Origin of the sequence: Acinetobacter sp. LUNF3, from assembly GCF_022699605.1 — a bacterium.
Taxonomy (GTDB): Bacteria; Pseudomonadota; Gammaproteobacteria; order Pseudomonadales; family Moraxellaceae; genus Acinetobacter; species Acinetobacter johnsonii.
The window spans coordinates 1,065,275-1,078,822 of sequence record NZ_CP093968.1; the positions used below are offsets into that span (position 1 = coordinate 1,065,275).

The window sequence follows — 13,548 nt, forward strand, 5'->3', positions numbered from 1 at the left end:
ATGATAAAAAACGCTACCTTATGTAGCGTTTTTTTAGCTCTGTATTTTATGAACGATGCTGTTCATATTTTACTTTTTGAACTTTGCCCAGACTTTGTCTAAAGGTAGTTTATCTGCGGCAAAGCCATAAAGTGCTGCAAAGGGCAGTGCAGTACGTGCTAAATAAGCTACACGCCATAAGCCACCGTGGTTTGCACCATGCATCATCAGCTCTAGAGGATGTTCAAGATTGACCTCTGGGTTAGCTACAGACTCAGGATTACGGAGATCATGGATCCATAAGGCCGCCATAATGGCATTGGTGGTTGCTGGCTTAAAGGCTTCTACATCAAACAAACTCGCCCCATTAAATGCGGCTTTGAGTAGTGGGTTTTTGGTGACAGAATGCGTGGTGGTTGATGGTGCAATATTGATGCTGACACGTTGACCTTCTGATCGAGCAAGCGTTGCACGCCACTGTTGAATACGCTTAGCCAATGCGTAGTTCGGTCCTTGCTCAATCACTAAACAGTCGGTGATGCCATAAGACTTCGTATTATCCGACTCGACGAGGTCATGTAGGTTTTTCTTAAAGAACAGTTGCCCACTGAGGGTTGAAATACTTTTACTGATCATCTGCTGAGTTTTAGAACGACCACTGAACTTTTGCTCAGATGCTGTAATGACTTCTTCTGGGACTGCATAGACATCGGTAGGTGTGCACATATACATCAAACTGGTGTCTGCTTTTTGTGCACTGACATATTGCATGATCGCATCCATTGCAACAGAAACACGGACATGCTTTTCACCATCCAAATAAGCAATCGCTGCCAAATCTAACTGATGTGGGTTTTGTACCAACCATTGTGCAATTTCAGGGACTTGTGTCAGTAGGTTTGCGCCGAGTTTTTCTTTTAAAACAGCTATAGGTGTTTCTGCACTCAATGCTTCAACAGATGGGGCATATAACGTGGCATTGCCGTGTTGAATGGTGTCTAAAATTTTGCCCCATACACGGCTATTGGGTAAATCAACCGCCACAATATTGGCTTTCCATTGGGCTAACCATGTGAGTGGACCAGCTTCAGATGCCGCACCGAACAAAACCATAGTGCGGTCAGATAAATCAAACCATTCAGGATGTTCCACACAGGCAATCAGTGCTTCAGCATGACTGGGTTCAATCACACCTGCATCTAACCACGTTTGGATTTGTGCAAGTAAAGCACCTCCTTTGAGTTGTTGGCCTTTATAAGGCACTGACCACTCAGGTGCAGCATCACTTTCACCTTTGAGTTTGATGGTGTGTAGCGGTGTCGTTTTAAGTGACATTACATCTTTGAGGAGATGCTTTTGGCCATCGCGATAAAACTCAAACACATTCTGTGCTTTGTTGAGCCCATCTTGTGCCATTTGAATCGGTGCAATTTGATTACGAATCCCAAATTCAACTAAGGATTTAAAATAGCGTGGATATTGTTTACGCCAGTTCTTTTCTGTAAGTGCAGTAACAGAGCTTTGGTGATCAACATTGGCTAAGGCCTCTGCAATAATCTCTTTCCCTGTACGTGAGGTGCTAACTTTTTGTGTTTTCGAGTAAATTGGAAATTGAAGACCATCTAAGGGATTGGACATGCAAGAAATCTCACTGGCATTTGCTATTTATATACAGTTGTAAACATTATCTATGCCAAATCAAATTCCTGCTTGGCATTTCATGCCAAATTTATGTAAAAATATATGTAATAAAAAGCCTTCTCATAGAGAAGGCTTTTAAGTTTAGCAGCGACCTTTTTTGGCCTGTCCGGGTGGACAGAAATCGCCTTGGCCATGAGGATAATAAGAACGATCAGGATCGACGATGATACTCCCTTCAGGGGTGTGTACCGCACAGGCTGTAAAACTGAGGCTGATCATCAAGGCTGCAAATATAGACATTATTTTCATCGCAATTTCCTTGGTTTATAGTTGTCCTGATGTTTATTGTAAAAATCAGGATCACCCGTTGCTGTGAAAAAATGTTACTAAGCCTATATGCGTATGGATGCAATCCATTTGCAATCTAGGGGTTCGGCTTTAAATAGGTAACTGGGTTAATTTGCTCAGAAAGTGTGGGATAAGACGCGGCTCTAAAATTAAGGTCATGATGACTCCATAAGCAGCTCCCCAAAGATGGGCGCTATGATTGATGTTGGAGTTGCCTTTTTTACCTGACCAGATGCTATATGCCACGTACAACACTGCAAAAATAATCGCAGGTACGGGAATAAAAAACACAAAAATCAGCTTCCAAGGTTCAAACAACACATAAGCGAACAATACCGCAGAGACCGCACCAGAAGCACCAAGGCTTGCCCAGCGCACATCATTTTTATGTTTTAAATAACTAGGTAAAATGGCAAAAATTAAACCACCCAGATAAAACAAAATAAAACCTAACTCATAGAAGTATTGACGGTAAAAACTTTCAATAATGCTGCCAAAGAAAAATAGGGTGAACATATTGAACAGGAGATGCATACCATCGGCATGAATAAAGCCATGTGTAATAAAACGATCGTATTGCCCACGTTGCATCGCAGGAGGCCAGAAAATCAGACGGTTCATCACGTTCTGATTTGAAAATGCCACCATAGAAATAATGACCGTAATAATAATGATCGTAACTGTATGATTAAAAGGTAAATCCAACATTTCTGAGATGTTCTGCATATAACTATCTTGTGGTCATAATGCCATTAAATTGAGCGAAAAGATGAACTTTCACAATAAATCCGACAATTTTGGTTGATTTTTTTTAATTACCCCGCATCTTCAGTTAAAATAGCAACTTCAGCTTGAGGAAATGATTGTTATGTCGACTGAGAACAGCAGCACTGCAGTTGCAGAGGAAATTCCAAACTTATTGATTACTCCGACTGCACAAGAGTATTTACGTGATTTATTAGAAAAACAAAATACACCGGGCATTGCTGTACGTGTATTTGTTGAAAATCCGGGTACACCACGTGCTGAATGTTGTATGGCATATAGTGCGCCTGAAGAAGTGATCCCAACAGATTACCGCCAAGATTATCCAGACTTTCCTGCGTATATCGACACACCGTCTATTCCATATTTATTAGATGCGGTGATTGATTACAACAAAGACCGTTTTGGTGGGCAGTTAACTTTCCGTGCACCAAACTCGAAAGTGCCACGCGTAGGTCCTGATGCATCGATTGAAGAGCGTATTACATATATTCTTCAGTCTGAAATTAACCCAGGCCTAGCAGGGCATGGTGGTAACTGTGCATTGGTTGAAGTTGTTGAAGATGAAGAACATGGTTTAACGGCTGTACTGAAATTCGGTGGTGGTTGCCAAGGTTGTTCAGCAATTGATGTCACCTTAAAACAGGGTGTTGAGACGACTCTGCAACAACACATTCCTGAGTTACGTCGTGTGATTGACCAGACGGATCATACGCAGGCAGAAGGCGCATACTTCAAATAATTTTTAAGCCATTTTTACTAAATAACCTCCTTCAATTAGGGGGTTATATTTTATCTAAAGCTAAAATGTAATTGAGAATAATTATCAATATTTATTGCAATATGTTTATCGTTTGTTAAAATGCCCTACGAAATTTACACAATCTCTCCTTTTTTGTATTTGGGTGTATGCGTTATGGGTAAAAATCTGACGAGATCAACTTTAGCTTTGGCTGTTGTAGGGGCAATGAGTTCATTTGCGATGGCAAATGACGTTGTAGAAACCACAAAAGAGAAAGAAGCAACACAATTACAGACGATTGTTGTGTCGGCAACGGGTTATGAGCAGGATGTTTCAAAAGCACCAGCATCAATTACTGTGATTAGCCGTGAAGAATTAGATAAACGTGAATATAACGATATTACAGATGTTTTGAGAAGTGTTCCGGGTGTTGTTATTACGGGTGAAAATGCAAGTCAAACAGTTAGTATTCGAGGAATGTCTTCGAATTACACCTTGTTCTTAGTCGATGGAAAGCGTCAATATTCTAAAGACGTTAACCCAAATGGCGATGACTACGGTATGGAGAAAAATATTCTTCCTCCAGTTGCATCTATCGAACGCATTGAAATTATCCGTGGTCCAGCATCTACATTGTATGGTTCTGATGCAATGGGTGGCGTGATTAATATTATTACTAAAAAAGTGACGGATGTTTGGACTGGGAATGTTGAGTTAGGCACAACTATTCAGGATAAAAATAATTCTGGAGACATTCGTAATGGTTCTGTTTATTTAGCAGGGCCGATTATTCAAGATAAAGTTGGCTTGCAGTTAGGTCTAAATCGTTTAGAGAGAAAAGAAGACTCTTATATAGGTGGTTTTACAGGCCATATAACGGAAAGTTTAAATTCACGTTTAACTTATGTGCTTAATGATCAACACGACTTAGCTGTAGAGGCAAATTTCTTCACGCAAGAGTCTGAGGCTACGGCAGGTAAAACGGTTGCGACAACAGGTACTGACTCTGCAAGTCGAAATATACGTAGTGTTTATGCCTTAACGCATAATGGGCGATATACCGATAATTTGGATAGTAAATCTTATATTCAATATGAAAATTCTAAAAACCCAGATCGTGAAAATACAGTCGTGGGAACGAAGGGAATTGATTTACAAACATGGACTGCAAATACACAGTGGAATTGGTTGTTAGGTAATCATACACTGGCTTTTGGTGGGTATTATAAAGATGAAAGTTTGTTAGATCGAGCAACAAACCGAAATCCGTTGGTTCCAGAGTTTGATGAATTGACACGCTGGTCAGCAGCTGCATTCTTAGAAGACACATGGAGTTTAACCGATCGCTTTAATTTAACGCTTGGGGCCCGTTATGACCATGATGAACTATATCAAGGTAATATTTCTCCGCGAATTTATGGTGTTTATAACTTTACTGACCAATTTACCGTGAAGGGTGGGGTTTCTACAGGATATAAACAACCAGATATTCGTTCTGTGACTGACGGCTTCTATAGTGTGACAGGAGGAAGTGGTTCTCCAACAACAACGGGTCGAGGAATTATTAAAGCAAATCCAGACCTAGAACCAGAATCAACTGTTACTTCAGAATTAGGTTTTTACTGGAACAATGATTACGTTAATACCTCTATTACAGGTTATGTAACTCAGTTTAAAGATCGAATTGAAGAAATTCGTGAATGTGATTCAACTGGTAATGCTGACTATAACCGTAATGATGTTACAACGTGGAAGTGTTCTGAAAACGGTATTCCATTTGCATTTATCAGCACACGTGAAAACATTGGTAAAGCTGAGTTACGTGGTGTAGAGGTGACATTTGATGCCAAATTAGCTGAATATACAACCTTAACTGCAAATTATACGTTCACAGATACAGAAATTAAATCAGGTCAATTTAAAGGGCAGCCTTTAAATGGCATGCCTGAACATGTATTTAATGTAACAGTAGATCATGACTTAACCGATGCTTTGAATATTTGGAGCCGATTACATGTGCGCGGAGAAACTACGCCATATTTAGGTCGTTCAAGTATGTCTGACCCAATTCCTGGATATAACTTCCTCGATGTTGGTTTTAACTATAAATTTGCACCAAACTTGAAAGGTAAATTTGGTGTTTATAATGTGTTAGATGAAACTGCACAGAATGCTGATGGCGAGCAAACTTTAGATGGTCGTCGCTATGGTGTAAGTTTTGTTGCTAATTTCTAATTCATAGAAATTAGAATTAGAGACCCGTTTACTCAACGGGTCTTTTTATTTATGGGATTAAAATACTCTGTGCTTGGTCAGAATAATAAAACTGTTCTAAATAATAGCGTGCTCGATCACGTAAGTAATCAGAACGAATGAGCTCTTGAATAATAGGATTCAACAAATTTTGAAGTTGATTTTGGACTAAGGCTTCGTCGATATTTAAGTCGCGTAGTAGTAAATCAAAAGGCCGTTCTTGGTTGCGAATGTACCAAGCGTAAACACCATCATGCACCTGTTGCTGCAGATAGTCTGTTTGACGCATATGCTCCCAAATTTCGTGACCCATAGCGACGGTTTGAGGCAAGTCCTGTACTTCAATATAATTTTTCAAAACTGATAAAGGCATATCTTTGATTTTGTGCCAGAGGTTGGCTTGAAAGTGATATAGCTTTTCATCATTAAAGTTTTGATTTAACACTTGTTCACTCATTTGACTGAGTTTTAAGATGTTCTTTTGTAAATAATGCCCAATAGTGTCATTTAGGTTTGAGTCTGTGACGGTTTCAAGTACCGACTTGCCCATTTTCATAAAACTAGAAACACCCGGCACACGTTTAGTCATCACTGAGTTGTTCAAATAGTCTTGAATCGAGTGCTGAATCAGCTGGGTAATCATGGCTGAAAAAGCTGGGTTATTTACTACAGTTTTAATTAGACGCTGACGATGCCCACTTTTACTCGCGACATACTGCGCAATTTTATCGATGGTGAGTACAGGAATCACATCGGCAATTTTTGTTGATGCATTGATGGGATGTATTAAAGCAAACTTGATGTGCTCAGCAATTTGTGAGATTAGATGATCGGTTGCAGGTGTGGCTAGGATTTGTTTTTGCAAAAGCGCATTGATGTCTTCAAAGCTCCACAGTTGCTGCAAAGTTTGTTTTCTAAACCAGTGATAAAATAGGATGAATTCATTTTGTACGGTACTTGCTTGCGAAAACTCATGATCTAAAAAATTAAGATGAGCTTCAATGAGCTGCTCAATCATCGGGTGTTTCTGCATACGTACTCAACAAAATTAATTTAGTGGAATCAGTTTATCAGCCAATGGATTTTTTAACTTTTGTGTTTCTGCAAGAAAAGGCAGGTAGTGCTGTGCAACTGCTTGTTCTGCCTCCAAAAGTGGCATATGACCAACATTGTTAAGGATGACAGGAGCTTCAGCACGTTTCAATAAAGATTTGAGCTCATTCGCCACTTCGACATTGATAATTTTGTCCTGCTTACCCCATAAAATGAGGGTGGGTGCTTCAATGTTACGGGTCACTCGGGCAAAGGAGTCAGTGGTATAAATTCGGTTCAAGGTCACCAATTGATCAATCACTTTACTGTTTTTTTTAGCTTGAGTAATTAACTGTTTTTCTTGGGCGCGTTTTAAATAATAGGGTATTTTGATTGGGGTTTGCATGACACGTTGCATTACATCATCTAAATCGCCCGGCTTGCTCACAATCAAGTGCTTTAAATATTGCGGGTCTTTGGCATAGTTGGTGTTGGCGTTTTTATAAATGCCTGCACTGTTCAATAAAAACAAACTTTGTGTGTCAAAAGGGTATTGCGCGGCATATAGGGTTGCAATAGAACCACCGATAGAATGTCCTGCAACATTCAGCTTATCTTGTATATGAATGGCTTCAACAAAACGACGGAGTCGCTCTGTGACATTTGGCATAGAGAGATCAAAATCATCAGGGACTTTGGTGTCGCCGTTGGTTGGAAGGTCAGGGATGACTACGTGGTAATAGGGGGTTAGAAACTGTGCCACACGGTTCCAATTGTCTCGATTTCCAGCAAAACCATGAATCAGCAAAATCGTTGGCTTATCAACTGCACCGCCTTCGTTATAGCTCCAAACGATATCATCCACTTTAAGTGTTTTGGTTTTTAAGCCGGCGGTGACTCGCTCTTGTAGAAGGTAGCTTTGTAAACTAAGTTTGTCTTTGATGATGGTATTTTCGACCGCATGGCTGGCGAAAGAAAATGACAAAGCTAAGGCGAATAGACTGGCCTTTAGACTTTGTTTCAAGACGGATTTTGAGCGTATCATCATGGTTCATCCTTAAACGGAGATGAATGAAAAAACTGACCGAATAAGATAAAAATGCTCTGATTTTGAATAGTTTTTATGTTTATTTACAGGTCTGTTTGATTCTAATCGCTTTCATGTAAATGTCATTAATTATTTATTTGAAAGGATATGCGGCATTTTGATAAAGTGTGAACTGTGTAATGGTTTTATTGATATAAAATGCAACTTCAAAATTAAGCAAAAAAATAAGACACTATGTTTTTTGCAAGTGACAATCAATTTCGCTGGGATTAAACTAGTCCAACTTAATAACAACCGAGTGGGAAAGGGAATGCTAACAGCTCAAGAAGCTTTAAGCCGTCTAAAACAAGGTAACCAACGTTTTGTAGCGGGTGAGACAACCCACCATAAGCAATTGTCTCACCAAGCACGAGCAGAGATGGCGGAAGACCAAAATCCATTTGCCATTGTACTCGGATGTTCTGATTCTCGTGTGCCTGCAGAAATGGTCTTTGACCAAGGTTTGGGTGATCTGTTTGTTATTCGTGTTGCAGGAAATGTGGTTGCACCTTCGCAAGTTGGCAGTGTTGAATTTGCGGCTGAGCGTTATGACTGTGCAGTAGTTGTGGTACTTGGTCATAGCCATTGCGGTGCGATTCAAGCCACCATTGACACCCTGATGAACCCAGATAGCCCACCGTCTGCAAACCTGATGTCGATTGTAAACCGTGTCCGTCCTTCAGTTGAAACCTTGATGCAAACTGAACTGAAACATGATTTATGCAAACTGTCTAAACACGCGGTGCGTTCAAATGTATTTGCTTCTGTAAATCAGTTACGTCATGGCTCAGCTGTGCTTGAAAGTTTAATTGCCAAAGGCAAGTTACAAGTGGTTGGCGCTGAGTACTCACTTGAAAGTGGTGAAGTGGTTTTTTTTGACTTCTGATCCTATGTGCTGATCAGAGTAAAAGGCGCTTTATAAAGCGCCTTTTATATAGGGATAAGCTAAATTTAATAAAATAGGCTGTGCTTTGCCATTTGGATGAACTAAATCTTTTTGCATCAAGCTTTTATTTCCTGCTACACCTTCCAAAAAGAAGGGCAGCAATTTAACTTTGTATTGTTGACTGACCATTTTGTAATTACTTTCAAATGCCTTGCTATAGGCTGTGCCATAGTTTGGTGGCATTTTCATTCCCAACACAACCACAGTGGCATTGGCTTTTTGACTTTGTTGAATCAGTTGCGCTAAATTTTTTTGAATCATCTGAGGTGGTTGACCCCGCAGTCCATCATTCCCGCCAAGCTCAATCACCACCACATTTGGCTTATGCGTTTGCAACAGTTTGGGTAAACGAGCCAAAGCGCCACTGGTGGTTTCACCACTCACACTGGCATTGACCACTTTATGCTGTTTCGGATACTGTTGGTTTAACCGTTTTTGCAGTAAATTTACCCATGCTTGCTGTGGTTCTATGCCATAACCTGCACTAATGCTATCTCCTAAAACCATCACGGTTTTTGCAAAAACCCAAGTGGGGCTTAGGCACAGTGCAAGCAAAACCAAGTATGAACTGATACGTTTTTTAAATTTGCGATTTTGCACGAATATTTGCATATAGGGATGTTATGACCCAAGTTCATAGTGATGTAAGCATCATGCCACAAGTGATTATTTCTGCCCAGCAACTGACACAAAAGATTAAACTTCCGCAAAAAGAACTGACCATTTTCTCAGATTTGAGTCTGAGCATATTAGCAGGTGAACAAGTCGCAATTACAGGACGTTCAGGTTCAGGAAAATCTACCTTACTGGGTATTTTGGCGACTTTAGATCAGGCTAGCGGTGGTGAGTTAATCGTTTGTGGTGAAAGTATTGGCAAGCTCAATGAAGAACAGCGTGCACAGGTGCGTTTAAAGCATATTGGCTTTGTGTTTCAGTCCTTTCAACTGCTACCACACCTGACTGCTGTTGAAAATGTGATGCTGCCGTTACGGCTTCATGCATCATTTAACTTCGCTGAAGCGGAGCAACGCGCTTTGAGTTTGTTGCAAAAAGTTGGATTGGAACGACAGGCCACCCAAACACCGAAGGTACTTTCGGGTGGGGAGCAGCAGCGCGTCGCAATTGCCCGTGCGCTGATTGCTGAGCCAAAAATTATCTTTGCCGATGAACCAACAGGAAACTTAGACAGTCAAACTGCGCGAGAAATTGAGCAATTATTGTTTCAATTGAACCGTGAGTTGGGTACGACCCTCATTTTAGTGACGCATGACCATACGCTTGCAGAACAGTGCCAGCGTCATTTTGAATTACTCGATGGTCAGTTGATCGAACATCCTCGAACGGGAGGATAAAATGAATTCTCTATTTCAGCCATTGCTGAAGCAAAGTTTTAAAAGTAGCGGTGTGTATTTATTGATTATTGCGTTGATTCTAGCGATCAGTGCAACAACCGCGCTGAAGTTTAGTAATGAGCAAATTCAAAATGCTGTAGCACTGCAAGCCGCTGAGATGCTAGCAGGGGATTTGGTTTTAACGGACAGCCAAAAACTCGACCCGAAATGGAAAGCGCAAGCGACAGCTCTCGATTTAAAACAATCCGAAGTCACTGTCTTTAGTTCAATGGCATATACCGATGATCAGTTTGTTATGGTCAATGTCAAAGCGATTGATCAAGCTTTTCCTCTACGTGGAGAGCTACGCATTCAGCCAATTGCGAAGCACATTGCTTCAGGTGAAGCTTGGTTGAGCCGGCGTGCTATGGATTTGCTACAGGTTAAACTGGGCGATCAACTGAATATTGCAGATGGTACTTTCAAGGTGGCAGGCTTGATTGAGCATGACTCCAATCAAGAGTTGGGCTTTTCTGGGTTCTCACCGACGGTGATTATTTCTGAAGCGGATATTGCCAAGACCAATGCCATACAAGTCGGTAGTCGCATTGACTATCGTCTACTGATGGCAGGTACAGCACAAAATACTCAGAAGTTTGAAGCAAATTTTAAGAAGCAAAATGCAGCACCTATGGATGTAGATGCGGCAGCTCAAAGTGTCAATGCTGAAGAACCACAAAACAGCTTACGCCTACGCAATGCCAGTGAGGGCAATACCCGCTTAATGAAACCAATTGCAAATTTGGACACTTTTTTGCAGTTGGCGAATATTTTAACGATTTTGCTGTGTGGAATTGCGATTGCTCTGACCAGTCAGCGCTTTGTACAACAAAACCAAGACCACATTGCGCTATTGCGTTGTATGGGGGCTGCGAAGTCACAAATTCTCTGGGCTTACCTCAGCTTGTTAGGTGTGGTGTTTTTGCTTGCCATGTTGGTCGGGAGTGCAGTGGGGGTAGGGCTGGGCTATGGCCTGTTACAGCTGATGTTACAACTGATCCCACACTTAAGTATTGCGTTTTCAGCGTGGGATATGCTGCTCGGGCCGATTCCGATTGCTATGTTGACCAGTGCCGTAGTGCTTCTGGGTTTTGTCTTGCCGAGTTTTTGGGAACTGTTAAATACGCCACCGATCCGAGTCATTCGCAGTCAAGAAAAATCGGTTTCGTCTATGTTTTGGATGTTGCTCGCAGGAACGGCAAGTCTGGTGCTGTTTAGTATCGTTCTGACTGAAAACATTGTACTGACAGCCATGGTGATTGGGGCAATTATCATTCTATGTGCAGTGTTATACGCTGTAGTCTGGCTGAGTTTGAAGTTTCTGCGTGGCTTGAAAAATGCGGTTTCTGCTTATGTTCGCACACCTTATCAGACTGCATTTCAGATTACCGCTTTGGCTTTGGGACTTAGTTTAATTACGGTCTTAGCCGTGCTACGCACTGATTTATTAGAGCGTTGGCAGCAGCAAATTCCTGAGGGAACCCCGAATCAGTTTGTATATGGTTTACCGCCTTTTGACATGCCTAAGTTAAAAGCACAAATTGAGCAGAACCAATGGAACAGTACACCGCTCTATCCCAATATTCGGGGCAGGCTGATTGCCAAAAATGGACAGCCCTTTGCTGCGGATTTGGTCAAGCAAAATAATTCCTTACGCCGCGAATTAAATTTAACCCAAGCAGACCGTTATCCTAAAGACAATGTGATTGTCTCTGGCGCATCAAAACTCACAGCAAAAGGACAAGTTTCGGTAGAAGCCAATACCGCAACAGAGCTTGGGATAAAAGTGGGGGATCAACTGACCTTTAGCTTACCAGAGGGTGTCATTCACGCCAAAGTGGCAAACTTACGAACTGTAGAATGGGAAAGTTTTAGCCCAAACTTCTTCTTTATTTTTGCGCCACAGACCATGGATGAAAATGCGGGCAGTTATTTAGGGAGTTTTTATGTACCTGAGTCTGACAAAGCGAAATTGGTCAGTATCATTCAACAATTTTCCAACACCGTCTTTATTGATGTCAGTTTAATTTTAGATGAAATTAAGCGCATCGTGACGGTGTTGGTGCAGATTGTCACGATCCTTGCAGTTTTAGTGAGTATTTCAGGTATTCTGGTTTTAATTGCTTGCCTGAACTTACTTATGGATGAGCGCAAACGTGAAGTGGCGCTATTACGTTCATTCGGGGGTTCCAAGCAAAAACTCAGAACCATGCTCAGTCTAGAAATTGGCTTTATTGGTTTTATGGCAGGTGTGGTTTCTTGTTTATTTGCTGAAGCAATAAGTGCGGTCGCATGTTATCGCATGGGATTAGCCATTCAGCCACACTGGGAAATCTGGCTCATTTTACCACTGTTCATGACCTTACTCTGCGCGCTGATTGGGCGTTATCGCTTAAGTTATCTCAGTGATATTCCACCTTTACAAAGTTTGAGAGAGATCAATCAATCGTGATTGATCTCTTAATACGTTAAGTGTTGAATCTTAGAAATTGAGCTGTTGACGCATCATCATTAACACTTCTGACCATAAGGGTTGAATATAGACCACAAGGTTTTGGCAGTGTAAGTAAAACCAATACGAACCGCAGGCTGCCAAAACAAGGCTCAGCGGCATAATCCAACGCTGCTGCGCCTTCTGGGAGAGATACCAAAGTGCCGCCAAAACAGCACCCATCAACATGCCGCCAATATGTGCGGCATTATTAATACCTGAAATCATAAAGCCCATGGCTAAGTTGATTCCCATCACGATGAGTAAAGTCTTTTTATCTAAAATAAAACGTTGCTGTGGGAGCATCGGCAGTAGCGATAGAACCGTCAGTGCTGCCCCCAGTCCCATGACGGCACCTGAAGCCCCTGCACCGACACGAGGCAAGAGTTCAGGGTTTGCTAACCCAATACGAATCAGTTCATAACTGTCTTGAATGGCGATATAACCACTGAGCAAGCTACCCATGAGACCAGCAAGAAAATATAGCGCAAGAAAATAGACACGTCCAAACATTTGCTCCAGCACACTGCCAAAAATATACAGCGCCCACATGTTCAACATGAGGTGAACCAAGCCAAAATGAAAGAACATACTGCTGAATAAACGCATCGGTTCAGCCAAGAAGGTAAGTGGTGCATAGTCTGCTCCCCAGCGTATGGCATCAGCCGTACTTGGATTGCTGACATCCATGCCATGCAGGACTTGCCAAAAAAACAGTCCAACATTCACGGCAATAATGACGGCGGTAATCCACCATAAATGTACGTCAAATTTTGTTTTGATTTGCGGAGGTGTAAGCTCGGTCATGCTATTCTTGCTAAAATTTTGCTATATTTGCCCAAGCTTAGCATGAATAAAAATGATTTTTGGAGT

At 41.4% G+C, this 13,548-nt stretch carries 12 protein-coding genes; 5 read left to right on the forward strand and 7 right to left on the reverse strand.

The window, feature by feature from the left end:
- Nucleotides 1-69: 69 nt before the first annotated feature.
- The 3 genes from MN200_RS05180 to MN200_RS05190 form a co-directional block, all read right to left on the reverse strand.
- A complete protein-coding gene (locus tag MN200_RS05180) occupies nt 70-1,617 on the reverse strand; it encodes a hypothetical protein (RefSeq protein WP_242760227.1) in 1,548 nt (515 codons plus the stop codon).
- Between the two features lie 144 nt (nt 1,618-1,761).
- A complete protein-coding gene (locus MN200_RS05185) occupies nt 1,762-1,929 on the reverse strand; it encodes a hypothetical protein (protein ID WP_004694400.1) in 168 nt (55 codons plus the stop codon).
- A 129-nt stretch (nt 1,930-2,058) separates the two neighbouring features.
- The gene (locus tag MN200_RS05190; protein WP_062034421.1) at nt 2,059-2,676 is read right to left on the reverse strand and encodes a rhomboid family intramembrane serine protease; all 618 of its coding nucleotides are present in this window, start codon (nt 2,674-2,676) and stop codon (nt 2,059-2,061) included.
- Between the two features lie 160 nt (nt 2,677-2,836).
- On the opposite strand from MN200_RS05190, the gene nfuA reads away from it, so the two are divergent.
- A complete protein-coding gene (nfuA, locus tag MN200_RS05195; RefSeq protein ID WP_004981041.1) occupies nt 2,837-3,475 on the forward strand; it encodes a Fe-S biogenesis protein NfuA in 639 nt (212 codons plus the stop codon).
- Between the two features lie 174 nt (nt 3,476-3,649).
- Nucleotides 3,650-5,710 (forward strand): TonB-dependent receptor, encoded by a 2,061-nt coding sequence (locus MN200_RS05200; protein WP_242760228.1) that lies wholly within the window; start codon nt 3,650-3,652, stop codon nt 5,708-5,710.
- 49 nt (nt 5,711-5,759) lie between these two features.
- Here MN200_RS05200 and MN200_RS05205 read toward each other — a convergent pair whose 3' ends face one another.
- A complete protein-coding gene (locus MN200_RS05205) occupies nt 5,760-6,761 on the reverse strand; it encodes a hypothetical protein (protein ID WP_242760229.1) in 1,002 nt (333 codons plus the stop codon).
- Nucleotides 6,762-6,776: 15 nt separating this feature from the next.
- Entirely contained in the window at nt 6,777-7,808 is a 1,032-nt protein-coding gene (locus tag MN200_RS05210; RefSeq protein WP_242760230.1) for an alpha/beta hydrolase, read from the reverse strand.
- Between the two features lie 310 nt (nt 7,809-8,118).
- Here MN200_RS05210 and MN200_RS05215 point away from each other — a divergent pair, with 310 nt between their 5' ends.
- The gene (locus tag MN200_RS05215) at nt 8,119-8,733 is read left to right on the forward strand and encodes a carbonic anhydrase (protein WP_004981036.1); all 615 of its coding nucleotides are present in this window, start codon (nt 8,119-8,121) and stop codon (nt 8,731-8,733) included.
- 30 nt (nt 8,734-8,763) lie between these two features.
- Here MN200_RS05215 and MN200_RS05220 read toward each other — a convergent pair whose 3' ends face one another.
- On the reverse strand, nt 8,764-9,405 hold the full coding sequence (locus MN200_RS05220) for an arylesterase (RefSeq protein ID WP_058952098.1): 642 nt from the start codon (nt 9,403-9,405) through the stop codon (nt 8,764-8,766).
- A gap of 11 nt (nt 9,406-9,416) precedes the next feature.
- Between MN200_RS05220 and MN200_RS05225 the strand changes: the two genes are divergently transcribed.
- Nucleotides 9,417-10,145 carry an ABC transporter ATP-binding protein gene (locus MN200_RS05225; protein WP_125274045.1) on the forward strand — a complete coding sequence of 243 codons (729 nt, stop codon included), beginning with the start codon at nt 9,417-9,419 and terminating at the stop codon, nt 10,143-10,145.
- Nucleotide 10,146: 1 nt separating this feature from the next.
- Entirely contained in the window at nt 10,147-12,636 is a 2,490-nt protein-coding gene (locus MN200_RS05230; protein ID WP_242760231.1) for an FtsX-like permease family protein, read from the forward strand.
- A 30-nt stretch (nt 12,637-12,666) separates the two neighbouring features.
- Here the strand turns inward: MN200_RS05230 and MN200_RS05235 are convergent, their stop codons facing one another.
- A complete protein-coding gene (locus tag MN200_RS05235; RefSeq protein WP_242760232.1) occupies nt 12,667-13,482 on the reverse strand; it encodes a rhomboid family intramembrane serine protease in 816 nt (271 codons plus the stop codon).
- Nucleotides 13,483-13,548 lie beyond the last annotated feature (66 nt).

Bases quoted from the DNA above. Each gene is read 5' to 3' on its own strand.
- MN200_RS05180 (WP_242760227.1), bottom strand. From the start codon at position 1,617: ATGTCCAATCCCTTAGATGGTCTTCAATTTCCAATTTACTCGAAAACA.
- MN200_RS05185 (WP_004694400.1), bottom strand. From the start codon at position 1,929: ATGAAAATAATGTCTATATTTGCAGCCTTGATGATCAGCCTCAGTTTT.
- MN200_RS05190 (WP_062034421.1), bottom strand. From the start codon at position 2,676: ATGTTGGATTTACCTTTTAATCATACAGTTACGATCATTATTATTACG.
- nfuA (WP_004981041.1), top strand. From the start codon at position 2,837: ATGTCGACTGAGAACAGCAGCACTGCAGTTGCAGAGGAAATTCCAAAC.
- MN200_RS05200 (WP_242760228.1), top strand. From the start codon at position 3,650: ATGGGTAAAAATCTGACGAGATCAACTTTAGCTTTGGCTGTTGTAGGG.
- MN200_RS05205 (WP_242760229.1), bottom strand. From the start codon at position 6,761: ATGCAGAAACACCCGATGATTGAGCAGCTCATTGAAGCTCATCTTAAT.
- MN200_RS05210 (WP_242760230.1), bottom strand. From the start codon at position 7,808: ATGATGATACGCTCAAAATCCGTCTTGAAACAAAGTCTAAAGGCCAGT.
- MN200_RS05215 (WP_004981036.1), top strand. From the start codon at position 8,119: ATGCTAACAGCTCAAGAAGCTTTAAGCCGTCTAAAACAAGGTAACCAA.
- MN200_RS05220 (WP_058952098.1), bottom strand. From the start codon at position 9,405: ATGCAAATATTCGTGCAAAATCGCAAATTTAAAAAACGTATCAGTTCA.
- MN200_RS05225 (WP_125274045.1), top strand. From the start codon at position 9,417: ATGACCCAAGTTCATAGTGATGTAAGCATCATGCCACAAGTGATTATT.
- MN200_RS05230 (WP_242760231.1), top strand. From the start codon at position 10,147: ATGAATTCTCTATTTCAGCCATTGCTGAAGCAAAGTTTTAAAAGTAGC.
- MN200_RS05235 (WP_242760232.1), bottom strand. From the start codon at position 13,482: ATGACCGAGCTTACACCTCCGCAAATCAAAACAAAATTTGACGTACAT.